The organism is Cupriavidus basilensis OR16 (assembly GCF_000243095.1).
GTDB lineage: Bacteria > Pseudomonadota > Gammaproteobacteria > Burkholderiales > Burkholderiaceae > Cupriavidus > Cupriavidus basilensis_D.
Map to the genome: position 1 here is coordinate 40,457 of NZ_AHJE01000005.1, position 24,080 is coordinate 64,536.

General features: G+C 66.4%; 21 protein-coding genes and 4 pseudogenes. 16 read left to right on the forward strand and 9 right to left on the reverse strand.

The features are described 5' to 3' along the window. The first annotated feature begins 148 nt into the window (after positions 1 to 148). From OR16_RS47170 to OR16_RS45180, 3 genes and pseudogenes are all read left to right on the forward strand, one after another. A pseudogene (locus OR16_RS47170) lies at positions 149 to 1,263 on the forward strand (methyl-accepting chemotaxis protein). 191 nt (positions 1,264 to 1,454) lie between these two features. Further along, on the forward strand, positions 1,455 to 4,103 hold the full coding sequence (locus OR16_RS02260) for a transglycosylase domain-containing protein (RefSeq protein WP_237716895.1): 2,649 nt from the start codon (positions 1,455 to 1,457) through the stop codon (positions 4,101 to 4,103). Continuing rightward, positions 4,100 to 4,483, forward strand: coding sequence for a hypothetical protein (locus tag OR16_RS45180; protein WP_237716896.1), 384 nt, complete (start codon positions 4,100 to 4,102; stop codon positions 4,481 to 4,483). Before OR16_RS02260 ends, OR16_RS45180 begins: the two co-directional genes overlap by 4 nt. 23 nt (positions 4,484 to 4,506) lie before the next feature. Here OR16_RS45180 and OR16_RS02265 read toward each other — a convergent pair whose 3' ends face one another. The 3 genes from OR16_RS02265 to OR16_RS48030 form a co-directional block, all read right to left on the reverse strand. Next, entirely contained in the window at positions 4,507 to 4,686 is a 180-nt protein-coding gene (locus OR16_RS02265) for a hypothetical protein (RefSeq protein WP_043418098.1), read from the reverse strand. A 123-nt stretch (positions 4,687 to 4,809) separates the two neighbouring features. Continuing rightward, positions 4,810 to 5,952: a DUF1275 family protein gene (locus tag OR16_RS02270; protein WP_006156345.1), complete on the reverse strand. Its 1,143-nt coding sequence runs from the start codon at positions 5,950 to 5,952 to the stop codon at positions 4,810 to 4,812. 25 nt (positions 5,953 to 5,977) lie between these two features. Continuing rightward, the gene (locus tag OR16_RS48030; protein WP_423739627.1) at positions 5,978 to 6,412 is read right to left on the reverse strand and encodes an HPr family phosphocarrier protein; all 435 of its coding nucleotides are present in this window, start codon (positions 6,410 to 6,412) and stop codon (positions 5,978 to 5,980) included. 31 nt (positions 6,413 to 6,443) lie between these two features. On the opposite strand from OR16_RS48030, the gene OR16_RS02280 reads away from it, so the two are divergent. Beyond that, positions 6,444 to 7,838, forward strand: a complete 1,395-nt coding sequence (locus OR16_RS02280) for a M20/M25/M40 family metallo-hydrolase (RefSeq protein ID WP_050982860.1) — start codon at positions 6,444 to 6,446, stop codon at positions 7,836 to 7,838. A gap of 19 nt (positions 7,839 to 7,857) precedes the next feature. Here OR16_RS02280 and OR16_RS02285 read toward each other — a convergent pair whose 3' ends face one another. Both OR16_RS02285 and OR16_RS48035 read right to left on the reverse strand, forming a co-directional pair. Continuing rightward, a complete protein-coding gene (locus OR16_RS02285; RefSeq protein ID WP_006156348.1) occupies positions 7,858 to 9,663 on the reverse strand; it encodes a putative bifunctional diguanylate cyclase/phosphodiesterase in 1,806 nt (601 codons plus the stop codon). 85 nt (positions 9,664 to 9,748) lie between these two features. Next, a pseudogene (locus OR16_RS48035) lies at positions 9,749 to 10,603 on the reverse strand (PAS domain S-box protein); the annotation flags it as partial. On the opposite strand from OR16_RS48035, the gene OR16_RS02295 reads away from it, so the two are divergent. The 7 genes from OR16_RS02295 (at position 10,488) to OR16_RS02325 (ending at position 16,063) form a co-directional block, all read left to right on the forward strand. Next, positions 10,488 to 11,231: a cobalt-precorrin-7 (C(5))-methyltransferase gene (locus OR16_RS02295; protein ID WP_006156350.1), complete on the forward strand. Its 744-nt coding sequence runs from the start codon at positions 10,488 to 10,490 to the stop codon at positions 11,229 to 11,231. The pseudogene OR16_RS48035 and the gene OR16_RS02295 sit on opposite strands and share 116 nt — an antisense overlap. 125 nt (positions 11,232 to 11,356) lie before the next feature. Next, complete coding sequence (locus OR16_RS02300) at positions 11,357 to 12,208, forward strand: universal stress protein (RefSeq protein ID WP_006156351.1); 852 nt, start codon at positions 11,357 to 11,359, stop codon at positions 12,206 to 12,208. Between the two features lie 132 nt (positions 12,209 to 12,340). Then, positions 12,341 to 12,625 carry an ArsR/SmtB family transcription factor gene (locus OR16_RS02305; protein ID WP_006156352.1) on the forward strand — a complete coding sequence of 95 codons (285 nt, stop codon included), beginning with the start codon at positions 12,341 to 12,343 and terminating at the stop codon, positions 12,623 to 12,625. Between the two features lie 14 nt (positions 12,626 to 12,639). Continuing rightward, positions 12,640 to 13,074: a YeeE/YedE family protein gene (locus OR16_RS02310; protein WP_006156353.1), complete on the forward strand. Its 435-nt coding sequence runs from the start codon at positions 12,640 to 12,642 to the stop codon at positions 13,072 to 13,074. A gap of 8 nt (positions 13,075 to 13,082) precedes the next feature. Next, positions 13,083 to 13,571 (forward strand): YeeE/YedE family protein, encoded by a 489-nt coding sequence (locus OR16_RS02315; RefSeq protein WP_006156354.1) that lies wholly within the window; start codon positions 13,083 to 13,085, stop codon positions 13,569 to 13,571. Further along, the gene (locus OR16_RS02320; protein ID WP_006156355.1) at positions 13,561 to 14,511 is read left to right on the forward strand and encodes a cation diffusion facilitator family transporter; all 951 of its coding nucleotides are present in this window, start codon (positions 13,561 to 13,563) and stop codon (positions 14,509 to 14,511) included. Before OR16_RS02315 ends, OR16_RS02320 begins: the two co-directional genes overlap by 11 nt. A gap of 157 nt (positions 14,512 to 14,668) precedes the next feature. Beyond that, positions 14,669 to 16,063, forward strand: coding sequence for an MFS transporter (locus OR16_RS02325; protein WP_006156356.1), 1,395 nt, complete (start codon positions 14,669 to 14,671; stop codon positions 16,061 to 16,063). 254 nt (positions 16,064 to 16,317) lie between these two features. On the opposite strand, the gene OR16_RS47610 is transcribed toward OR16_RS02325, so the two are convergent. From OR16_RS47610 to OR16_RS02345, 4 genes and pseudogenes are all read right to left on the reverse strand, one after another. After that, the gene (locus OR16_RS47610; RefSeq protein WP_050982861.1) at positions 16,318 to 16,947 is read right to left on the reverse strand and encodes a HipA domain-containing protein; all 630 of its coding nucleotides are present in this window, start codon (positions 16,945 to 16,947) and stop codon (positions 16,318 to 16,320) included. Beyond that, positions 16,944 to 17,402 carry a HipA N-terminal domain-containing protein gene (locus OR16_RS47615; RefSeq protein WP_043418104.1) on the reverse strand — a complete coding sequence of 153 codons (459 nt, stop codon included), beginning with the start codon at positions 17,400 to 17,402 and terminating at the stop codon, positions 16,944 to 16,946. The genes OR16_RS47610 and OR16_RS47615 overlap by 4 nt, the downstream gene beginning before the upstream one ends. Further along, the gene (locus OR16_RS02340) at positions 17,402 to 17,695 is read right to left on the reverse strand and encodes a helix-turn-helix domain-containing protein (RefSeq protein WP_006156357.1); all 294 of its coding nucleotides are present in this window, start codon (positions 17,693 to 17,695) and stop codon (positions 17,402 to 17,404) included. The genes OR16_RS47615 and OR16_RS02340 overlap by 1 nt, the downstream gene beginning before the upstream one ends. 341 nt (positions 17,696 to 18,036) lie before the next feature. After that, positions 18,037 to 18,705, reverse strand: a pseudogene (locus tag OR16_RS02345) (LysR substrate-binding domain-containing protein); the annotation flags it as partial. Positions 18,706 to 18,737: 32 nt separating this feature from the next. On the opposite strand from OR16_RS02345, the gene gtdA reads away from it, so the two are divergent. The 5 genes and pseudogenes from gtdA (at position 18,738) to OR16_RS02370 (ending at position 23,908) form a co-directional block, all read left to right on the forward strand. Continuing rightward, positions 18,738 to 19,784 (forward strand): gentisate 1,2-dioxygenase, encoded by a 1,047-nt coding sequence (gene gtdA / locus OR16_RS02350; RefSeq protein WP_006156359.1) that lies wholly within the window; start codon positions 18,738 to 18,740, stop codon positions 19,782 to 19,784. Between the two features lie 54 nt (positions 19,785 to 19,838). Beyond that, the gene (locus OR16_RS02355; protein WP_006156360.1) at positions 19,839 to 20,537 is read left to right on the forward strand and encodes a fumarylacetoacetate hydrolase family protein; all 699 of its coding nucleotides are present in this window, start codon (positions 19,839 to 19,841) and stop codon (positions 20,535 to 20,537) included. A 29-nt stretch (positions 20,538 to 20,566) separates the two neighbouring features. Beyond that, positions 20,567 to 21,211, forward strand: coding sequence for a maleylacetoacetate isomerase (maiA, locus tag OR16_RS02360; RefSeq protein ID WP_006156361.1), 645 nt, complete (start codon positions 20,567 to 20,569; stop codon positions 21,209 to 21,211). A gap of 61 nt (positions 21,212 to 21,272) precedes the next feature. Continuing rightward, positions 21,273 to 22,482 (forward strand): annotated as a pseudogene (locus OR16_RS02365) (3-hydroxybenzoate 6-monooxygenase). Positions 22,483 to 22,564: 82 nt separating this feature from the next. Continuing rightward, positions 22,565 to 23,908 carry an MFS transporter gene (locus OR16_RS02370; protein ID WP_006156362.1) on the forward strand — a complete coding sequence of 448 codons (1,344 nt, stop codon included), beginning with the start codon at positions 22,565 to 22,567 and terminating at the stop codon, positions 23,906 to 23,908. The last annotated feature ends 172 nt before the right edge of the window (positions 23,909 to 24,080 follow it).

Consider the following 24,080-nt stretch of genomic DNA (forward strand, 5'->3'; position numbering starts at 1 on the left):
AATCAATCGAGGGGCCTGAATTCGCCCTACAGGTGCCGTCTTGCGCACACTTGACGGCGCGGCCTCAAGTTGTTGTTGCACTGCACCGATAGACAGGTTTTCCGCCCAGCGCGCCATTTCAGCTTTTCACCATCCGGGCCTCTTTCACATGCTTGCCAGCCTTACGATCCGCGCCCGCCTTATCGCCACGGTCTCCCTGCTATTCCTGCTTGCCCTTGGCGTTGGCGTGGCCGGCTTGCTTGGCTTGCGCGCCGCCAACGACGCCCATGAATCGACTTACTCGAACCAGCTTGCCTCGGCCCTGGCACTGGGCGAGGCGGACCTGAGCCTGACCCGGGCACGCACCGCGCTGGACCGCGCCATCGTTGGCCCGCTGGAGCTGGCACTGAAGCAATTCGACCGCATCGCGGCCGGCGATCTCAGCCATCCCGTGCAGGTCACCCGCCGTGATGAAATGGGCCGCTTGCTTGAGGGTCTAGCGCGCATGCAGGCCAGCCTTGCGCTCACCGTGGGGCGGGTGCGCCAGGGCTCGGGTGCCATCACGGCGGCCACCCTGCAGATCGCCGCCGGCAATGCGGACCTGTCCAGCCGCACGGAGGCGCAGGCGGCTTCGCTCGAGGAAACGGCGTCCAGCAGGAGCAGATGACTTCCACGGTGCGCCAGAACGCGGACAACGCGCGCCAGGCCAGCCAGCTTGCCGTCAGCGCGGTCGAGGTGGCCAGCCAGGGCGGCGCGGTGGTGAGCGATGTGCTGGCCAGCATGGGCGATATCAGCACGGCGGCCAGGACCGTGGCGGAGATCATCGGCGTGGTCGACGGCATTGCCTTCCAGACCAATATCCTGGCGCTCAACGCCGCCGTGGAAGCCGCCCGCGCCGGGGAGCAGGGGCGCGGGTTCGCGGTGGTTGCTGGCGAGGTGCGCGGCCTTGCCCAGCGCAGCGCCAGGGCGGCTCGCGAGATCAAGTCCATGATCGAGACGTCGCTGGCGCATGTGGCCTTGGGCAGCGGCCAGGCCGGGCGCGCGGCCACCACCATGGAGGAGGTGGTCGCGGCGATCCGCCGGGTGACCGACATCATGAGCGAGATCGCGGCGGCTTCGGTCGAGCAGAGCAGCGGTATCGAGCAGGTCAATCAAGCGGTGGCGTCGATGGACCAGTCCACCCAGCAGAACGCGGCGCTGGTCGAGCAGGCCGCCGCGGCCGCCGCATCGCTGGAGGACCCGGCGCGCCAGCTCAACCAGGCCATCGCGGCGTTGCGCATCTAGACGGGCCCGGGGGGCGGCGCGTGACAGGAAATGAGGGGAAGCCGCACGCGCACTTTGTGCGTTAGGCCCCATTAGACTAGGGTATACGTTGTGACGAGAGTGGCGGAATAGTGCCATCGTTGCCAGCAGGCGCCCGGCATAGGCCGATGCGCCGGGAAAAGCCCCGGTTTCCTCGCAAACGGACCCGAATCGTGCGTCGACGTATCTGGCCCAGGCTACTGGTATTGGCGCTGCTCGGGGGGGCCGGTAACCCCCTTTGCGCCGTCGTTGCCGAAGAACTGGCCACCTCGCGGCTGCAGGCGCGCTACTTCGCCGGGCAGGCGAAAGACGTCGCCTTCGCGATCAAGGACGGCCCGAGCGAGCGCATCCGCTTTCCCGAGGACGGCCCCTACGACCTGCGCTTCGGCTATAGCCTGATGCCGCAATTCACCGAGCTGCTGGAGGCACGGGGCTTTCGGCGCGAGCGCCAGGCGCAGTGGTCCGACCGCATGCTGGCGCTGACCGATTCCGGCCTGTTCGCGCCGTACCACGAGAAGACCCAGGCCGGCCTGGACCTGCTCGACTGCAATGACATGCCGTTTACCGCCAGGAGCGCGCCGCCCCGCACCTACGGCAGTTTCCACGCCATTCCGACCTTGCTGGTCGGCGCGTTGCTCTTCATCGAGAACCGCGACCTGCTCGATCCTGAATATCCCACGCGCAACCCCGCGCTGGACGTGCGCCGCTTCACGCGTGCCGCGGTGGACCAGGGCGTGCACTTTTTCAACGACAAGCACGATGCCGCCGGCGGCAGCACGCTCGCCACCCAGATCGAGAAATATCGCCACTCGCGCGCGGGCCGCACCGGCTCGCCCAAGGAGAAGCTGCGCCAGATGGCCAGCGCATCGATGCGCGCCTACCTGGACGGCCCGAATACCATCGCCGCCCGGGAACGCATCCTGCTCGATTACCTCAACACCGTGCCGCTCTCGGCCCGGGCCGGCGTGGGCGAGGTCAACGGGCTGGGCGACGGCCTGTGGGCCTGGTACGGGCAGGACTTCGACGAGGCCAACCGCTTGCTGGCCAGCGCCGCCGGGCCGGGACCCGGCGCGGGCCAGGGCCAGGGCGAACTCGGCCAGCGGCAGGCTCGCGTGTTCAAGGAGGCCCTATCGTTGATCATCGCGCAGCGTGGGCCATCGCACTTCTTGCGGCGCGATACCGCCACGCTGGCGGAGCTGACTGACAGCTATATCCGCTTGCTGTCCGCCGCCGGCACCATCCCGCCCTGGCTGCGCGACGCGTCGCTGGCCCAGACCCTGGTGCTGGCTCCCCCGGCCATGGATCGGCCGGAGGTGTCTTTCATCTCCCGCAAAGCCATCAGCGGGGTGCGCACAGACCTGCTGCGCTATCTCGACCTTGACAGCAGCTACGCGCTGGACCGGCTCGACCTGACGGCCCACAGCACCATCAATACCGGCTTGCAGCGCGTGGTCACCGAGGCGCTGTTGCGGGCGGGCACGCGTGATGGCGCGCATGGCTTCGGGATGTATGGCCATAACCTGCTGCGCGAGGGCGACGATCCGGCCAAGCTGGCGATCAGCTTCACGCTCTACGAGAAGGTTGACGGCGCCAACCTGCTGCGCGTGCAGGCCGACAACCTGGACCTGCCGTTCGACCTGAACCGCGGCGCGCGGCTGAACCTGGGCTCCACCGCCAAGCTGCGCACGCTGGTGACCTACCTGGAGATCATCTCCGAGCTCCACGAGAAATACGCCGGCATGTCCGCTGCCGAACTGCGCGAGGTCAAGCCGGCCAAGCTGGACGCTTTGACCCAGTGGGTGGTGGGCTACCTGCTCGCGGCACCGGACAAGGGCCGCCGCGCCATCCTGGAAGCCGCCATGCTGCGCCGCTATTCCGGCGGCGCGGGAGAGGCGTTCTTTACTGGCGGCGGGCTACAGACGTTCACCAACTTCGAGCGCTGGGAAAACTTGAAGATCATGCCGGTGCGCGAAGCGTTCGAGCACTCGGTGAACCTGGTCTTTATCCGCCTGATGCGAGACATCGTGCGCTACGAAACCTATCGCCTGCATCCGGATGCCGATGACTGGCTGAACAATCCGGCCGCGCCGCAACGCCGCGCCTACCTGGTGCGGTTTGCCGACAAGGAGGGCAGCGACTACCTGCACGCCTTCTACGGGAAATATCGCGGCATGACCCAGCAGGAGGCCGCCAGGCGCGTGCTCCAGAACCGGCGCTTCTCACCCGTGGGGCTGGCGGTGACGCTGCGCAGCATCGATCCCGATATCGACCCGGCACAGTTCAACAAGGTCATGCTCGCTACGCTGCCCAAGGCGGGGCTGACCGATGAGAAGCTGGCCAAGCTGTACAGCAAATACGGGCCAACCAGCTTTTCGCTGAACGACCGGGGCTACCTGGCGCGGGTGCACCCGCTTGAGCTGTGGCTGCTGAATTACCTGCGCCAGCGCCCCGACGCCAGCCTGGATGAAGTCTTGCGCGACAGCACCGCGCAGCGCCAGGAGGTGTACGCCTGGCTGTTCAAGACCCACCACCCCGGGGGGCAGACGCGCCGCATCCGCAGCCAGCTGGAGCGCCAGGCCTTTGGCGAGATCGCGCGCCGGTGGCAGCGCCTGGGCTATCCGTTCAGTGCCATCACGGCGTCCTATGCCTCGGCGATTGGCGCGGCGGGGGACCGGCCGGCGGCGTTGGCCGAACTGGTGGGCATCGTGCAGGGCAACGGCGTGCGCCAGCAGGCCACGGCACTGCGCAGCATGGAATTTGCGGCGGGCACACCGTATGCGACTGATTTTTGGCCTGGGAAAAGAAGACCACGCGCTTGTTGAGCGAGGATATCGCCGAGGTGGTGCGCACCGCGCTGATCGGGGTGGTGGATTCGGGCACGGCGGGATCGTTGAAATCGGCGCTGGGTGGCAGCGGCATCGTGGCTGGCGGCAAGACCGGCACGGGCGATCATCGCTATGAAGTCTACGGGCCAGGCGGCAGGCTGATTTCCTCACGCGTGGTCAGCCGCTCGGCCACGTTCGTGTTCTTCCTGGGCGACCGTTACTTCGGCAACGTCACGGCTTATGTGCAAGAGCCCTATGCCGCGCGCTACGCCTTTACCAGTGCGCTGTCCGTGCAGTTGCTGAAATCGCTGGCGCCGACCATCCTGCCACTGGCGCGCGACGGCGGCGTGCGTTCACCGCTGGCATGCAAGCACTGACCGGCAGCGCTGCGGGGGCGAGCCTAGTCCCAGCCATGTCGTCGGGCGCAATACTCGTCTTCGGAGGTGCGGGCGTACCGTTCGTACTCGGCGATGACCTGCAAGGTGGCGGACTGGAGCAGGGAGCCTGCGGTGAGCAGGGCCGCGAGATCGCGCAGGCCCTGCAGGCAGGTCACGGTGGGGGGTAAGGCTTGGTCCTGCATGATGCGTTGCTGGCTCGATGATGGGCGGGATGTGCCTCCCGACAATTCGATTGTAGGTAGCGCCGGCCGGGCTAAATGCAAACCAATGTGTCCGCGCGTACCTTCAGGGGCTGGAATCGCAAATCAGTTGTTTCGGAGCCACGGAATATAGCGCGCGAGCAGCGCTGCCATCACAAGGGCACCCCCAATCCACAGCACGATGATGACGGCCGCCGCCACGCGGCTGCTTGGGCGTTGCGCGGCCGCAACGGCGGCGGCCCGGTACTCGCGCATCAGGTCCGGCGGGATCATGCGGATGGCCAGCATGACCCCAAGCGGCACCAGCACGATGTCGTCCAGGTAGCCGAGCACCGGGATGAAGTCGGGGATCAGGTCGATCGGCGACAGCGCGTAGCCCGCCACCAGCAGGCCCATGGCTTTTGCGTACCACGGCGTGCGCGGGTCGTGCGCGGCCAGCCACAGGGCGTGGACATCGCGCAATACCTCGCGCGCCCATCCGCGCCCGCTGGCGGCCAGCCGCGCGCCGTGGGCCCGCACATCGTCCACCACCGGCACGAACGCCAGCACCAGCAGCAACGCCGCGAGCGCCAGCGTGGCGCTGAATCCCAGTTGCTTGAAGCCCAGCGCGCCGACCACGCCGCCCAGGAAGAACAGCGCCACCAGGATGGCCAGCGTGCGCAGCCGGGGCCGGTTGGCCAGCACCGCCGGCCTGGCCTCGTCTGACCTGGCGAGGTTCCAGTAGAACAGCTTGCCGAGTTCGATGCCGATGTCGGTCACCATGCCGGTAATGTGGGTGGTGCGGATCTCGGCGCGGGAAATCTTGGTGATCATGGCGTTTTGCAGGCCCATGATGAAGCACAGCACCATCACCGTGGCGGGAATGAACAGCCATTGGTGATTGCCGAGGTTGCCGCCGAGCAGGCCAAAGCAAAGCAGCAGGAAGGCCTCCAGCATCAGGGGCAGGGCATACTCGCTGTTCAGGTGTTCACGCCTTGCCCAGTTGATGAGGACGGCGGAAGTGGCTGCGCCAGCCAGGAAGGACAGCAACGCGCCGAGCCCCTGCAGGATCATCCCGACCTGCCCCAGCGCAAGGTGGTCCGCCATGGCCGAGACGATGCCCGTCATGTGGGAGGTGTACTGCTGCACGGCGAGAAAGCCGCCGGCGTTGGTGGCGCCGGCCACGAAGCTGAGAAAACCGGCGAGTTGCCGGTTGGCGTGCGGGCTGCGTACCCGTCCGGTGAGGTTGCGCAGGTAGGTGATGGGCATGGCTGCCGTCCGGAGTGCTTGCGGCTTAGTCGGTCAGCAGGGCGCAGATCACGCGCAGTGCCACCGACTCATCCGCGCCGCTGGCCTGGATGCGCAAGCGCAGCCCGGCGCGCGCCGACAGGTGCATGACCTCGGACACATTCTTGGCGTCCGCCGTGCAGCCATTGCTGCTTAGCTGGATATCGCACTCGAACTGGCTGGCCGTGCTGGTCAGCCGTGCGGCCCTGCGGCCCTGCAGCCCGTGAGGGCTGGACATCTCAATCGTTGCTTCTACCACTTCACTCTCGGTAAAACTTCGATAAAGCCTGGATGCCAGGCACGCGCGAAACCGGACAACTGCCACGGCATTGCCTGCCAACATGTATCGAATGGTAATCCAATTGCCATGCCGGGCACACGGATGCTTCTTGCTGCCCAATTTTGTTCGCCTCGCTGGCAGAATATGGCTTCGCCCGGCCATACCCGATGCCTGTACCGTTCGTCACGCCGCCATGTCCTTTCCGGAGTCATCGCCCCACCATGCAAGCACGCCCCCAATCCGTTGCCGTCCCGGTCCGTCCGCTCTCCCTCCTGCTGGCGCGCTCGCCCTGGCAGGTACCCAGGCCGTAGCGCAGACCATCCCGGTGCCCGCCGTATCGCCCGCGGTGGACCGTGCCTACGCCACCCTCGAAGCCGCGCCGCTGGTCAAGAAGGTGCTAGCCGACGTGAAGGCGGACGACGCGCGCTCGCTGGGCGATCTCAGGGCGCTGACCGAGATCCCCGCGCCGCCGTTCAAGGAGAAGGCCCGGGCTGAGTATTTCCTCTCCCGGCTCAAGGCGCTTGGCCTTGCCGATGCGCACATCGATGCCGAGGGCAATGCCATCGGCATCCGCAAGGGCAGCGGGAATGGGCCCAAGCTGCTGATCTCGGCGCACCTGGACACGGTCTTTCCCGAAGGCACCGATGTCACGGTCAAGGCGCGTGACGGCCGGCTCTACGCGCCGGGCATTTCCGACGACACGCGCGGGCTGACGGTCCTGTTGTCATGGCTCAAGGTGCTCAACGACAACCAGGTGCGCACCGTGGGCGACCTGGTGTTCGTTGGCAATGTGGGCGAGGAAGAGCTGGGCAACCTGCGCGGCATGAAGGCCGTGTTCCGCGATCACCCGGACCTCGATGGCATGGTCGGGCTGGAGCCGGGCGTGGGCGACCGGGTGCTGTCGCTCGGCACCGGCAGCCATCGTTACGCGGTGACGTTCCGCGGCCCGGGCGGTCATAGCTTCGGCGCCTTTGGCCTGCCCAGCGCCATCCACGCCATGGGACGGGCCATCGCCAAGGTGAGCGACGTGCGCCCGCCCGAGGATCCCAAGACCACGTTCACGGTGGGCACGGTGGGTGGCGGCACGTCCGTCAACGCGATTGCGGGCGACGCGCGCATGGCCGTGGATATCCGCTCCAACGCCACGCCGTCGCTGCTGGAAACCGAAAAGCAGATCATGGCGGCCATCGAGGCCGGGGTTGCCGAGGAAAACCGCCGCTGGCATCCGGCCGATGCCGCCAGCCAGATCACCTACCAGGTCAAGCAGATCGGCGACCGTCCGGCTGGCCATACACCGCCGGACGCCATCATCGTGCAGGCGGCGGTGCGCGCTATCAAGGGCTATGGCAAGGGCACGCCCAGCCTGCGCGGCGGCAGCACCGACGCCAACGTGCCGATGTCGCTCGGCATTCCCGCCATCATCATCGGCAGCGGCGGCAAGACCGGCGGCTTCCATGCCCGCGATGAGTGGTACGACCCGACCAACGCCTGGGAAGGCGCGCAGGTCGGGCTGACCACGGTGCTCGGGCTGGTGGGCGTGCAGGGCGTGAGCCAGCCGTTGCTGGAAAAGCGCGCCGCCGCCAGGTAGGAAAAGCCCGCCGCCTCCATCAACGCCGGGAATGCCGCTCCCCGTGCTCCGCGGGCTGCCGCTCAACCGCCCGCGGCGCGGCGATCCATTTCGCCACTGCCACGGCATCCAGCGGGCGCGAGAACAGATAGCCTTGCCCCATATGGCATCCCTGCGACAGCAGGAAGCGCCGCTGGGCTTCGTTCTCCACGCCTTCCGCGATCACCGCGAGCTTCAGACTGTCGCCAATGCGGATGACGGCGCTGGCCAGCTCCCGGGCGGCGGCATCGCTTTCCAGGTCAATCACAAAGCTCTTGTCCAGCTTGAGCTGGTGCACGGGCAATTGCCTGAGATAACCCAGGCTTGAATATCCTGTGCCGAAGTCGTCCATGGACAAGCGCACGCCCTGCGCGTGGATGGCGGCAACGGTGGCGGCGAGGCCCGCGTCGTCTTCCATCAGCAGCCCTTCGGTCATTTCCAGCACCAGCGCCTGGGCGGGCAACCCATGCCGGGCCAGGGTCTCGGCCACTTGCGCCGGCAGCCCCGGGTCGCGGAAACTGGCGGGTGAGATATTGACGGAGATCGTGGGTACGGACAGTCCTTCCCGGCGCCAGGCAGCCAGCTGCGCGCACGATTGCTCCAGCACCCAGCGATCCAGCGCGCCGATCAGGCCGCTGTCTTCGGCCAGCGGCACGAAGCGGTCTGGCGGCACCATCCCAAAATGCGGGTGGTGCCAGCGGACCAGCACTTCGAGCCCGTAGAGGCGTCCATCGCGCAGGAACACCTGGGGCTGGAAATTGAGGTGAAGCTCTTCGGCGAGCAGGGCGTCGCGCAGCGCCGACTCCAGCGCAAGGCGTTCCTGGGCGGCCCAGTTCATCTCGATGCTGAAGAAGCGGAACAGGTTGCGCCCCGCCGCCTTGGCGTCGTACATGGCCATCTCGGCGCAGTGCAGCAGGTAGTCCAGCGCATCGCCGTCGGCGGGGAACATGCTGATGCCGATGCTGGCCGAGGGCGCAATGCTGGCGTGGTCGATGCGCAGCGGCTGGCGCAGCGCGGCCTGGATGCGCTTGCCCGCCGCAATGGTCTGGGTGCGGTCGCTGTCGGGCAGCACCAGCGCAAACTCGTCGCCCGACAGCCGCGCCACCAGCGCGGTGTCCCCGGCGTGCGCGACAAGGCGCTGCGCGACCTCGCGCAGCAGCTTGTCGCCGCCGACGTGGCCGAGCGAGTCGTTGATATGCTTGAAGCGGTCCAGGTCGACGAACAGCACGCTGAGCGTGGTGCCCGCCGAGCGCGCCGCGAGCAACAGGGTGCCGGCCTGCGTCTGCAACAGGCTGCGGTTGGGCAGGCCGGTCAGTGAGTCGTAGTGGTCGAGCTGCAGGATCCGCTCCGCCGCTTCCTCGCGCGCGAACGCGAGCATGCATAGCGATGCGCATACCTCGGCCAGTTGCTGGTGGAAGGCGTCGGGCCGGCGCGCGGTGCGGTAGTAGAAGGCCAGCGTGGCGAGCACGCGGCCATCGCTCGCCTTGATCGGGTAGGACCAGCATGCTGCCAAGCCAAGGGGCAGGGCAAGGTCGCGGAAATCCGCCCATAGCGGATCGTTGGCGATATCGCTGACGATCACCGGCTCGCCCAGCCACGCCGCCGTGCCGCACGAGCCCACGGACGGCCCGATGATCAGGCTCTCCAGCGCCGCCGAATATTCCGGCGGCAGCCCGGGCGCGGCCAGCGGGTGCATGCGGCCATCTGCGTCCACGCGCAGCACGGACGCGATCACGGCAGGGGCAACGCGTTGCACCTCCTCGCAGATCAGTTCCATCACGGCGGGCAGCGGCTGCTCCATCACCATGGCTTGCAGCGCCTTGCGCTGCAGCGTCTCGTAGGTCTGGATCGGTGAATTCGCCGGCCAGGATGTCGCGCGGCGTCTTCCCCGTCATCTCCCAGGGCTTGTAGCCCAGCATGCGCGTGAGCCCGGCGTTCGCGTACACGATGTGCCAGTCGGCATCGACTACCAGCACGGCGCTGTCGATCTCGTCCGCGATGACGGAGAGCAGCGGGTGATCGTCGCGGCTGGCATCGTAGTTGCTGGCCCCCTTCACCAGCAGCGTGCGCAGGGTGACGTCGCCCAGGCGGGTGCTGGACTCCGCGACATGGCCAAAGCGAAGCCCGCCATCAGGCCTCAGGATCCGGACGGCGGGCAAGTGCTGGGCGCGCTCGGTGTCGGTATCCGGCAGCTTTTGCACGAGCGCCTCCACGCCCATGCCAAAGACTTGCGTACGGGATGCGCCATAGAGTGCCTCCGCAGCAGCGTTCAGGAAGATCACCTTGTCGTCCGCGTTCAGGACGAAGACGGCATCGGTGGCTTGCTCGAGCGAATTGCGGAACAACTGATGGGGGTCGGCTATGCTGAGCGCTTTGTCTCTGTCTGGCATGAGTGAGGTAAACGTCGCTAACGACCGGGAATGCCTGCCTTGCCCGGTAGGGCTTGCGGGACATTGACTCGGCTCTGATGCAGGTATCGGCATCCAGGACCGGATCCTGAAGTACTTTTTTTTTGCGCGAGGCGTCTCCCGGCGCAGGCTTCGCGATCCGCCGCCTTGGCATAATTGCGCCCTGTCTTGGCGGGGCGATTCACGCGCCGTCCCCACTGCACCGATCGAACCGGGACTCTTCATGATCATCTGCGCCGGCGTTGGCCCCGGGCACCTCGACTTCCTGACCCAAGGCGTGGCGGACCTGATCCGTGGCGCCGATATCGTGGCCGGCTTCGACGCGGTCATCGACGTCATCCGCCCGCTGGTGCCGCCGGCGGCCCAGGTGGTTACGATGGGATACCAGGACCAGGTGGAGCGGCTCGGCTGGGTTGCCGCCGAGCACCATCGCGGCCGGCGCTGCGTGGTGCTGTTCATGGGCGACATGCATTTCAGCGGTTTCCAGTACCTGGAGCGGGTCGAGCGGGCCTGCGGCCACCCGGTGGACTCCGTGCCCGGCATCTCTTCCGCCCAGGTGCTGGCCGCGCGCGGCAAGGTTTGCTTTGACGAGACTACCTTCCTGACCTTTCACCGGCGCGGCGACCTGGAGCCGTTCAAGCGCCATCTGGTGCATGTGCTGGCGGACCAGCGCAACGCCATCGTGATTCCGCATCCGTGGAGCTTCATGCCCAGCGACATCGCCGCCTGGCTGGTGGCGCAAGGCGTGCCGCCCGAGCACCCGGTCGAGGTCTGGGAGAACCTGACCCTGGCCGATGCGGGCTGGCGTGGCACGCTGGCCAACTGCACGCTGGCGTTCACCGATATGAGCATCATGCTGATCCGCGCGCTGGCGCCGATGCCCAGCCAGATCGAGCCGCCGCCGCTTGTTTATACCGGCCCGCAGGCCGTGCGGGGCAGGGACGGGGCGGGGCAGGGACGGCATTGATCTGCCGCAACGGGCCTGCATTGCCCGCTTGCGCTGCCCTGCACACGGAGTAGAGTCCATTTTCGGATATTCGTAAAAACGTCTGCAGCCGTGCGCTGAGGTCTCCGGATCGGAGGGAAAACATCATGGATTTCAAGACCGTACTGGTCGAACTCGGTGCCGACCCCGGCTGTGCGGATCGCGTCAACCTGGCTGCGGAACTGGCGCAGCGCTCGTGCGGCCATGTGATCGGGGTGACGGCCACCGGCATGCGGCTGGAGCCGTTCCGCGGCGCGGGCGACGAGGCAGGATACTACGCGGAACTGGCCCGGCGCCAGTTGCTGGCGCAGGGCGCCGAAGCCGGCGCCGCATTCCATCGGGTCATGCGGGAGGCGGCGCCCGGCGTGGGCTTCACCCACCGGGTCATCGAGGATGATATGGGCTGGGCGCTGGTACAGCAAGGGCGGGTTGCGGACCTGGTTGTCGTGGCGCGCTTGCCTGGAGCGGAATCCATCCCCGTGCTGGTGGCACAGACTCCGGAGTATGTATTGCTCAACACTGGCCGGCCGGTGCTGCTGGTGCCACCGGGCGTGCGGCATCTGCCCTGCGAGCACGTCGCCATCGCGTGGGACGGTGGGCGCGAAGCCGCCCGGGCCGTGGCGGATGCGATGCCCCTGCTGCGCCAGGCCAGGCGCGTCACCGTGGTGTCGGCCTCCAGCACGCATGACCGCGCAGCCACCCATGGCATGCCCGATGTGCCGGGCGCGCACGCCGGCCTGCGAGATCACCTGGCGCGCCAGGGCGTCACCAGCGTCATGCACGCTGTGCAGGGCAGCAGCCGGGTCGGCCAGCTTCTGCTGGAGGCGGTGCGGCACCTGCGGGCCGATTTGTTGGTGGCGGGCGGGTATGGGCACGCCCGGCTGCGTGAACTGGTTACCGGCGGCACCACGCGCACCCTGATGCGCCATGCCGACATTCCGGTGTTGATGTCGCATTGAAAGGCTGTTCTGGCTGGTATCAATATATGTTTTAATATAATATTCGATCGTATATTGATTAGCAGGCCGGAGTCTCGCCCGGCCTTTGCCGAACCCATGCAAGCGGCTTCGCCCTCCCTGAGTCTAGACACGATGCGCGCCGCCGCGGGCGATGCCACCGCCATGTTGCGCGCGCTCGCCAATGAAGACAGGCTGCTGCTGCTTTGCCAGCTCGGCCAGGGCGAGATGTCGGTGGGTGAGCTTGAAGCCCTGCTCGGTATCCACCAACCCACCTTGTCGCAACAACTCGGTGTGCTGCGCGCGGAAGGGCTGGTCAACACGCGGCGCGACGGCAAGCGGATCTTTTATGCGGTTGCCGATGCGCGGGTGCTGGCCGTGCTCGAAACGCTTTACGCCTTGTATTGCCCCACTGAATGAAGGAGTCACCGGCAATGCTCATCGACTGGACACACTTCACGCCTTGGTCCGCGCTGGCCGGCGGCGTGCTGATTGGCCTGGCGGCCGCCGCGCTCGTGCTGCTCAACGGGCGCATCGCGGGCATCAGTGGCATCGTTGGTGGCTTGCTGCGGCCAACGCGCGCGGAAGCCGGCTGGCGTATTGCCTTTGTGCTTGGCCTGCTGGCGGCGCCGTTGCTGTGGCGCCTGTACGGCCCGCTGCCGGAGATCCGGGTCCATGCCGGCGCGGGCCTGCTGGCCGTGGCCGGCCTGCTGGTGGGGTTGGGAACCCGCTATGGTGCCGGCTGCACCAGCGGGCATGGCGTCTGCGGGCTGTCGCGGCTGTCGCCACGCTCGCTGGCGGCCACCGCGGCCTTTATGGCGGCCGGTTTTGCGACGGTCTTCGTCGCACGGCACCTGCTTGGCGCATGAGGGGCGACATGAACCGGTTTTCTTCCTTGCTGATCTCGCTCGCATCTGGCCTGGTGTTCGGCCTCGGGCTGATCCTGGCCGGCATGGCCAATCCGGGCAAGGTGCTCGGATTCCTCGATCTTGCCGGGCCATGGGATCCCTCGCTGGCGCTGGTGATGGGTGGCGCGATCGCGGTGGGCGTGGTGGCGTTCGGATTTGCCCGGCGGCGTGCTGTCTCGCTCTCGGGTTTGCCGATGCAACTGCCGGCGTCGCGCCAGGTTGACCGGCGCCTGCTCGGTGGTAGCCTGTTGTTCGGCGTCGGCTGGGGCCTGGCCGGGATCTGCCCGGGGCCCGCACTGGTACTGCTGGGCGCGGGCGCATGGCAAGGCGCGGTCTTTGTGCTGGCCATGCTGGCCGGCATGGCCCCGTTCGAGTGGCTAGAATGGCCGCGACGCGGCCGCGCTTTACCCGCCCACGCGGTCACCGGAAAACGGGAGCAATCGATCGATGCAAGCTGAAGAGGTCCTCGACGAGGCCGAGGTAGAAACGCCTGCCAGGGCGCAGGCGGCGCGGCGCAGCACCTGGGTGAGCGTGGCCGTGAATATCCTGCTGACCTGCATGCAGTTGCTGGCAGGCGTGGTGGCCGGCTCCCAGGCGTTGATCGCGGACGCCATTCACTCGCTCTCGGACCTGGTCTCGGACTTTGTGGTGCTGTTTGCCAGCCACCATAGCCGCAAGGGCGCGGACGCCGACCACCAATACGGCCACCAGCGTTTCGAGACCGCCGCCTCGCTGGCGATCGGCCTGCTGCTGCTCGCGGTCGGCGTCGGCATGCTGTGGTCGGCGGTGCAAAAGCTGGAGCATCCCGATCTGATCCAGCCGGTCAAGGGTGTCGCGCTGTGGGTGGCAGTGGGCGCGCTGGTGGCAAAGGAATCGTTGTTCCGCTACATGCTCGCCGTGGCCGAGCGCGTGCGCTCCAGCATGCTGGTTGCCAACGCCTGGCACGCGCGCTCGGATGCGGCATCGTCGCTGGTGGTTGCCATGGGGATCGGCGGCAACCTGCTTGGCTACCATATGCTCGACCCGGTGGCCGCCCTGGTGGTCGGCCTGATGGTAACCAGGATGGGCTGGAAATTCTCCTGGGATGCCCTGCATGACCTGATGGATCGCGCCGTGGAAGCGCAAAGCATCGAGGCGATCCGGCAGGCCATGCTGGCCACCCCCGGCGTGCAGGGCCTGCATGACCTGAAGACCCGCAAGATGGGCGACGCGATCCTGGTCGATGTGCACCTGGAGATCGATGGCGCGCTGACGGTCGAGGCGGGGCACCGCATTGCGGTGGAAGCGCGCCTTGCCGCCATGCAGATTCAGGACGTGCTGAATGTGATGACCCATGTCGACCCGGTACGCGTGCCGCGGCGTCAGGCCGAGGATCCAATGCGTGCAGGCGCGGCATGACCGCAAACGTCATGTGCCGATGCCCGGTATGATTGCCAACCTGGCTTGAAACGGCTATCCGGCGGCAAAAATCGGTCCAGCCGCTTTGCCGCGCCGCGCAGACTCGCATCCCCGTACCCTCCGCCCCATGGACCACACGCAGACCCAGTCATCGTCGATGAGGTTTTTGCCTTATCTCGTTGCGGCCACCTTCTTCATGGAGTACCTCGATACCACGGTGCTGGCCACTGCCTTGCCGGGGGGGCAGATGGCGCACTCGTTCGGGGTCGGGCCGAACGACCTGAGCCTTGGCATGACGGCCTACATGCTGGCGCTGGCGGTGTTTATCCCGATCAGCGGCTGGATTGCCGATCGCTTCGGCTCCAGGACGGTGTTCAGTGGGGCGATCGTCGTCTTCACGGTGGCCTCGGTCCTGTGCGGGGCATCCAACGGACTTGTCGAGTTCACCGCGGCGCGCGTGCTGCAGGGCATTGGTGGCGCCATGATGGTGCCGGTCGGGCGGCTGATCGTCGTGCGCAACACCGACAAGAGCCAGCTGATCAAGGCCATTTCCACCATCACCTGGCCCGCCATCGTGGCGCCCGTGGTCGGGCCGCCGATCGGTGGCTTCATCACCACCTACGCGTCCTGGCGCTGGATCTTCCTGCTCAACGTGCCGTTCGGCATCGCCGCGCTGATCGCCACCTTCATGATGATCCGCAACGAGCGTGCGAGTGACCCGAAGCCGCTCGATATCGTCGGCTTCCTGCTCAGCGGCACGACGCTCACGTTCGTGCTGTACGGCACGGAACTGGCCAGCCAGCAAGGCTCCAGCCTGGCCACGGCCGGCGCCTTTGTGGCCGCCGGCCTCGCCCTGGGCGTGCTCGCCGTGCGCCACGCTGCGGCGCGCGAGCATCCGCTGCTCGATTTCACGACGCTGCGCGTGCCGACGTTCTCGGTCACGGTGGTCACCGGCTCCATCACCCGCATCGGCATCGGCGCGGTGCCGTACCTGATGCCGCTGCTGTTCCAGGTCGGTTTCGGGCTGTCCGCGTTCCGCTCGGGGTTGTTGCTGCTCGCCAGCGCGCTCGGCAACCTCGGCATGAAGGCCTTGACCACGCGCGTGCTGCAACACTATGGCTTTCGTGCCACCGCGATCGTCGATGTTGCCTTCGCCAGCGTGTTCATCGTCGCGTGCGGATGCCTGACGCCCGAGACGCCGCTGGCCATCGTGCTGTTCGTGGTGTTTATCTATGGCGTGACGCGCTCGATGCAGTTCTCCACGCTCGCCACGCTGGCGTATGCGGATATTGCGCAGAAGCAGATGAGCAGTGCCAATACGCTATGGAATGCCGCCCAGCAGATGTCTATCGGCCTTGGCATCGCGTTTGGCTCGCTGTCGCTGCGCATTGCCGCATCGCTGCGCGGCGAGGCCGGCGACGTGCCTCACTTCACGCTTGGCGATTTTCGCTGGGCGTTCCTGTTCGCGGGCATGATGACGCTGGTGTCGCTGATCGGGTATGTCCGGCTCTCGCCGGATGCGGGACGGAATCTGGCAAGCCGCAGCGGATAACGCATTGCGTGACGACTGTCCGCAGCCTCGCCATGGCTCTTGACACCAGCTCTGCGACCGCCGGGCACGGCAACCTCGTGCGCCAGGCAATTCAATCGAAATGCAATTGCATGGCTGCACATTCCATGTCCGTCAGATTGCTCGGATACCGCTTTGTCATGGCCGCCATGTTTGCCTGCCGCTCTCGATGTTCTTTTTTTCACATCCGAACGTTAGAACACATCTGCGGCGAATTTTCAAACGGGCTCTCACGCCTACAGCAAGGCTGCGTCAACCGCGAGTATCTTCGGCGCCATATCGATGAGGCGGTCGGCCTGGCGCCGGACCAGGGCGGCGATCGAGCGCACCATGTCACGCTCTTCACCGACATACACCAGATCCTCGGCTTGCCCGGCGGCCTGTGCAGCAGCGGCGCGCGCCAGGCCTGTCATGGTCCGCACGGCGGTCGGCCTGCGGATGCCGATGCGTGACATGAAATCCGCGAAGGCATAGGGCGTGGCTTCTGCCATGTCGAACGCATCGCCGATTGCCATCGCAAAGTCATGCAGGAACTGATCGTACTGGACCACGGAGACCAGGTCGTAGAAGGGCGTGGGCGTCAGCCCGGCTCGCGTGCAGAAGAACGAGAAGTTCTTCCCGTGCGCGTCGCTGTTGCCGATCAGGAACTGGAAAATCGCCCATTGCAGCATGATGCGCTGGGCGACGGCCTGGTCGAGCGTTTTCTCTCGCAATGAAAACAACCGTTCGAAGCTGACGCCATCGCGGATCGCCGCAACGTCCTTGGCGGCGCCGAAATTCCGCTCGTATTTGTAGCTCACCGGAAGATCCAGCGCCTGGCACGCGTCGACGATATGCAGGCGCTTGACGATGCCGTTTTCCTTCATGCGGTCAAAGCGCGTGACCAGCAGGACCGGCCATCCCAGACGGTGAAAGGCACTTGCTCCCGGTCGCGGATACGCTGGTTCAGTTCATCGGCGGAGATCTCGCGCAGCTGCGGCGCTTGCGCTGGCGGCGGGGCATCGGCATGAAAGCTGAGTGCCCCCGCCGTTTCCCCGCCAAGCTGGCGGATCAGGCCGTAGACGTTGTTCTTTGAGACTTGCCCGTAGACCGAGGCGATGTCCAGTGCCCGCCCTTCGGGAAGCAGGTTCTCAATAAAGCGCCTGAGACTTGCCGAGCCGGCTGGCCTATTGAAGGGGATGGCTGGCGAGAGTGGGTAGCGATGTGCGGCCGAACGCCAGGCCTCGTCATAGGCAAACGAGAAACTGTCTTCCAGCGCGTCATACTGAACGGTGCCCACCAGATCGGAACCATCGAAAACGCGGAGCGAGTGCGTTGCCATCAGGCACCCTCGAAAGCGATGGCGGGAATCTCGATATCCGCTGTGGCCGCCTTCGGTCCCAGGATCATGCCAAGGCCCAGTCCGGAAAGGACAAGCAGGAGCTTGTCGGTCTGGACCGGGCGGCCATTTTCCAGCCTCGACAGAAGATTCGCCGATACGCCGCAAAAGCTCGCCGCGTCGTCGATCCTGAGCTGCTGCTTGAGCCGGCGATGACGGACGAGCGCGCCGAGTTCGCCGAGACTGGAGATCCGCGGCTGGGGAGGGGGCAGGGAGGTTGGCAGCTGGCGCGGCATATGGTTTGAGACTTCCTGGCTTCTGGGAGATTGTTTCGTCTTACGGAAACAAGGGCCATGCGAAGCAAATCCAGGCCAATTGTTTCCATATATGGAAACTCTAGGATCGACTGCCACCAAAGTCAATATAGTTTCCGTTTAGCGAAACTATAGATGATCATGGTGACAAAGCACGATAGTTTCCGTAAATGGAAATTTAGTGCCTGATGAGGCATGCAAGGTGGCTGAAACATGGCGGCCATCCTGTCTCGCTTGCTTTCTCTATGCGCTACGGCTGACCCATCGGTTGGCCTGGCACGGCGGGGAATGGCGGCCGGTGCCTTGCCTCTGAGGTGCCGGCGTCAGCCGTCCGTGTCGCCGGGGATTTCATCGACCGAGCGCACCGCCGCGCGCCGCAGGGCGTCCAGCGCGGCGCTGACGGCGATACGGCCAAAGCCGTCGTCGCGCCAGTACATGGAGACCGAGCCAAAGCCCGCCAGCCGCAGCGCCAGGATGCGCAGGGCGCCAAGATGCTCCAGGCGCCGCGCGGTCCGGTGCGAGGCCACGCCTATCATATTGCTGTGATTCAGCAAGGTCAGGTTGAGGATGACCGAGTTCGACTCCACGCAATCCGCCGGCATGCCTTGGCCAGCCGCGTTCAGCGCCGACTCCATCGTATTGCGGATGGGCGTGCCGCGCGGCCAGACGATCCACCGGTAAGCCTGCAGGTCGCTCCAGCCCGGCTCGGCCAGCTCAAAGAGCGGATGCCGCGGGCGCGCGACGAAATGGATCGGCTCCATATAGAGCGCCTCGGCGCGCATCTGCCCGTCCTGCAGCTCCGGGGCGGAGCGGCCGACCACGATATCGACCTCGCCCCGGGCCAGTTGCGACATCAGCAGGTTCATGGTGCTTTCCACCAACCGCACATGGGCTTTGGGCAGGCGCTGCAGCAGCGAGGTGACGGCTAGCGGCACGGTATCCGCGGCCGACGCGCCGGAGGTGCCGATCACCACCAGGCCGCTGCCGCCTTCGCCCGACAGGGCGATGGACCGGAGACAAAGCCATGCCAGACGCAAAGACGAACGCAGACCGCTCAGCCTATTACGGCCGCATCGGCCGCAACCAGATGGCACCCTTGTGGGAGTCGCTGCACGCGCTGGTGCCGCGCGAGCCGCGCCCGCAAGCGCAGCCGGCGATCTGGAAGTACGCCGAGATCCGCCCGCTGGTGATGCAGGCGGGCGAGGTCATCAGCGCGGAAGAAGCCGTGCGCCGCGTGCTGGTGCTGGAAAATCCTGGCCTGCCTGGCAAGTCCAGCATCACTTCCACGCTGTATGCTGGCTTGCAGCTGATCTTGCCTGGGGAGATTGCTCCCAGCCATCGCCATACCCAGTCCGCGCTGCGCTTCATCGTGGAAGGCCGTGGCGCCTGGACCGCCGTCAACGGCGAGCGCACCACCATGCATCCGGGCGATTTCATCATCACGCCGTCGTGGACCTGGCATGACCACGGCAACCCGTCCGTGGTGGATGGCGGCGAGCCGGTGGTCTGGCTCGATGGGCTGGATATCCCGCTGCTGCAGCATCTGGACGCCGGTTTCGCGGAGAACTACCCGGAAGCCTCGCAGCCGGTACTGCGTCCCGAAGGCGACAGTTTTGCCCGCTTTGGCCACAACATGCTGCCGGTGCGCCACCGCGTCACCGATCCCACCTCGCCGATCTTCAGCTACCCCTATGCCCGCAGCCGCGAGGCGCTGGACCAGCTCTACCGCAACGGCGAGCTCGATGCCTGGGATGGCGTGAAGCTGCGCTACGTGAACCCGGCCACCGGCGGCTGGCCGATGCCGACCATGGCTACGTTCATGCAATACCTCCCTGCCGGTTTCCAGGGAAAAACGTATCGCAGCACCGACGCCACCATCTATTCCGTGGTGGAAGGGCGCGGCACCGTGCGCATCGGCGAGGCGCAGTTCCAGTTCGAGCCGCGCGACACCTTCGTGGTGCCGTCCTGGCAGCCGGTGCAACTGGCTTCGGTCGAGGACACGGTGCTGTTCAGCTATTCCGATCGCCCGGTGCTGTCCGCGCTCAACCTGCTGCGCGAGGAGCGCACCTGATCCGGTGCAGTCCCATTTCCTTGTTTTTTCCCGTTTCCTTGCCTGAGGCCTTCCATGTCTTTCGTCATTACTCCTCCCGCTACCGTGGCTGTGCCGGTCGTTGGCACCAGCGACCAGTTTCCCGTACGCCGCGTCTACTGCGTGGGCCGCAACTACGCCGCGCATGCCCGCGAGATGGGCTTCGATCCGGATCGCGAGCCACCGTTCTTCTTCTGCAAGCCGGCGGATGCCGTGATCCCGGTTGCCTATGGCGAGACCCTGACGCTGCCGTATCCGGCCCAGACCAGCAACTATCACTATGAGTCCGAGCTGGTCGTTGCCATCGGCAAGGGCGGCGCCGATATTCCGCTGGAACAGGCGCTGGAGCACGTCTGGGGCTATGCGGTGGGCCTGGACATGACCCGCCGCGACCTGCAGATGAAGATGCGCGAGATGGGCCGCCCGTGGGAGATCGGCAAGGCCTTCGATGCCTCGGCGCCGATCGGCCCGATCCATCCGGCCGGCGACGTCGGGCATTTCGAGCAGGCGGCGATCTGGCTGACCGTCAACGGCGCGGACAAGCAGCGCAGCGACGTGACGCACCTGATCTGGTCGGTGGCCGAGACCGTGGCGGACCTGTCCAGGTACTTCCGCCTGGAGCCGGGCGACCTGATCTACACCGGTACGCCGGAAGGCGTCGGGGCCGTCAAGCCGGGTGATCTGATGGTGGCTGGCGTGGAGCGCCTCGGCGAGCTGTCGGTGCGCGTGGCCTGAAGACGCAGGGATTTCGAGAGGGTTTCACCGTGCAGATCTATAGCTTCTTCAACAGCTCCACGTCCTACCGCGTGCGCATCGCGCTGGCGCTCAAGGGCCTGCCGTACGACTACCAGCCGGTCAATATCCGCGTTGGCGAGCATCGCGCCCCGGACTATGTGGCGGCCATCAACCCCTCAGCGGTGGTGCCGGCGCTGGTGGACGGCGACTTCCACCTGGGCCAGTCGATGGCGATCATCGACTACCTCGACGCCCGCCACCCCGAGCCGCGGCTGATTCCGCAAGCAGCGGAACTGCGCGCGCGGGTGCTGGAACTGGCCAATGTGATCGCCTGCGACATCCATCCGGTCAACAACATGCGCATCCTGCGCTATCTGCAGGACACGCTGGGCGTGACGCCGGAGCAAAAGGACGCCTGGTACCGGCATTGGGTGGATGAAGGGCTGGGCGCGGTGGAGCGGCTGCTCGCGCAGCACGGGCGCGGCCCGTGGTGCTTCGGGGACCAGCCCACGCTGGCCGACTGCTGCCTGGTGCCGCAGATCGCCAACGCGCAGCGCATGGGCTGCGATACCGAGCGCTTCGAGCGGGCCATGGCGGTCTACCGCCATGCTTGCGAGCACCCGGCCTTGCGCCAGGCAGAACCCCAGCGGCAGCCGGACTACGCGGCGCGCTAAGCAACGCTACGGAGTGCGCCGGGGCCGGATGGCCAGCGGACACGCTCCCAAGGAGACGAACATGAACAACACTCGCAGCACGGACCGCAAGGTGATCGTGGTCGGCGGCGGCATCGGCGGCCTGGCCGCCGCACTGGCCCTCGCCAGGCAAGGCATCCGCGTCGAATTACTGGAGCAGGCAGAGAAGATCGGCGAAATCGGCGCCGGCATCCAGCTTGGGGCCAACGCCTTCGCCGCGCTGGATGCGCTGGGCGTGGGCGAAGCCGCGCGCAAGCGTTCCGTCTTCACCGATTACCTGGTGATGATGGACGCCATCGATGCCACCGAAGTCGCCAAGGTGGATGTCGGCGAGCGCTATCGCCAGCGCTTCGGCAACCCCTATGCGGTGATCCATCGCGCCGACATCCACCTGTCCATCCTGGAGGCGGTGCAGGACCACCCGTTGATCCAGTTCCGGACCGCCACCACGGTGTACGCGCTGGAGCAGGACGAACGCGGCGTGACCGTGATCGATCAGCACGGCGAACGCCACCAGGGCGATGCCGTGATCGGCTGCGATGGTGTGAAAATCCGCCGTGCGCCAAGCCTTGCTCGGCGACGAGCCGCGCGTGACCGGGCATGTGGTGTACCGCGCCGTGGTGGACGTGGCCGACATGCCAGCGGACCTGCAGATCAACGCGCCGGTGGTCTGGGCCGGCCCTAACTGCCATCTGGTGCACTACCCGCTGCGTGGCGGCGAGCAGTACAACCTGGTGGTGACCTTCCACAGCCGCGAGCAAGAGGTCTGGGGCGTGCGTGACGGCAGCAAGGAAGAAGTGCTGTCGTACTTTGATGGTATCCACGCCCGCCCGCACCAGATGCTGGACCGGCCCACTTCCTGGCGGCGCTGGGCCACCGCGGATCGCGACCCGGTGGAGCAATGGAGCTTTGGCCGCGCCACCATCCTGGGCGACGCCGCGCACCCGATGACGCAGTACCTCGCGCAGGGCGCCTGCCAGGCGCTGGAGGATGCCGTGACGCTGGGCGCCGCAGTGGCCGAGACCGACGGCGATTTCGTGGCGGCCTTTGCCTTGTACGAGACGGCGCGCGTCCCACGCACCGCGCGCGTCCTGTACTCCGCCCGCGAGATGGGCCGGCTGTATCACGCCAAGGGCGTGGAGCGGCTGGTGCGCAATTCGCTGTGGGTGGGGCGCACGCAGGAACAGTTCTACGATGCGCTGCAATGGCTGCATGGCTGGCGCGCCGAAGACTGCCTGGGGCGCGCGCGATAGGGGCAGTGCCGGCCAGGGAATGGCCAACAAGGGCGAGCCGATCGTAAATCGGCCGCTTCGAAACGTAATGCAGGAGACAGCTGTGCCCACTCAACCATCCATCGGCATCACCGAGTTTATCGATCGCCAGCCGTTGTCGGCGTTCCAGGTCGCGATCGTCGCGCTTTGCTTTCTGATCGTTGCCATCGACGGTTTCGATACCGCCGCAATCGGCTTTATTGCACCGGCGATCCGCGCCGAATGGCAGCTCACGCCGGCCCACCTCGCGCCGCTGTTTGGCGCCGGGCTGACCGGCCTGATGGCAGGGGCATTCCTGTTCGGCCCGCTGGCCGACCGCTTTGGCCGCAAGAGCGTGCTGGTCTTCTGCGTGCTGTTCTTTGGCATTGCGAGCCTGGCCTCCGCGTTTTCCGGCTCGCTGTGGGGGTTGGTGGCGCTGCGCTTCCTGACCGGGCTGGGGCTCGGTGGCGCCATGCCGAACGCCATCACGCTGACCTCGGAATATTGCCCGGCCAAGCGCCGCTCCTTCCTGGTCACGACCATGTTTTGCGGCTTCACGATCGGCTCGGCGCTAGGGGGCCTTGCCTCGGCGAGCCTGATCGAGGAGCACGGCTGGCGCGCCGTGCTGCTGATGGGGGGCGTGCTGCCGCTGCTGCTGCTGCCGTTCCTGCTGTGGAAACTGCCTGAGTCGGTTCGCTACCTGGTGGTGAGCGGCAAGTACCCGGAAAAGGTGGCGGCCATCCTGGAGCGCATCGCACCGCGCGAGCGCGTCGCGCCGGGCAGCATCGTGGTGGCCGACAAGCGCGCACCCGGCTCGCCGGTGGCTCACCTGTTCAAGCCTGAGCTGGTGCGCGGCACCTTGCTGCTCTGGCTCACCTTCTTCATGAGCCTGCTGGTGATCTACCTGCTGTCGAGCTGGCTGCCCACGTTGCTGCGGGCGACCGGGATCTCGCTCAAGACGGCAGCGCTGGTCACCATGATGTTCCAGGTGGGCGGCACTGTTGGCGCCATCGCGCTGGGCTGGCTGATGGACCGGGCCAACCCGCACTATGTGCTGGCCGCAAGCTACGCGCTGGCAGGCGTGTTCATCACGGCCATCGGCAGCCTGACCTCGACGCCCTGGCTGGCGGGCGTGGCGGTATTCGCCGCGGGCTTCTGCATCTCCGGCTCGCAGGTGGGCGCCAACGCCTTGTCGGCGGCCTACTACCCCACCGATTGCCGCGCCACCGGCGTGAGCTGGGCCAATGGCGTCGGGCGGATGGGCTCGGTGGTTGGCTCGGTCGGGGGCGGCACCATGTTGTCAATGGGCCTGACCATGCCGGCGCTGTTCCTGATGGTGGGGATCCCCGCGGTGATTGCTGGCGCCACCATGCTCCGGTTCGGACGCCATCGCGCGGGCCAGGCGCGGCGCATGGCGGCGGTGGCCTGAGGGCTTCCGGGGGCTGGGCATACGTTTCGTCCTTGAATATTCAAATGATAATCGTTATCATTTGAAGCCTCGGATTAGTGACACGATCTGAGTCAGCAAATGGGTTGCCGGACACGTCCCGTGTCCGGCTTTTTTGTGCCTCCGCCTTACCGTTCAGGCGTCTTAGCGTACC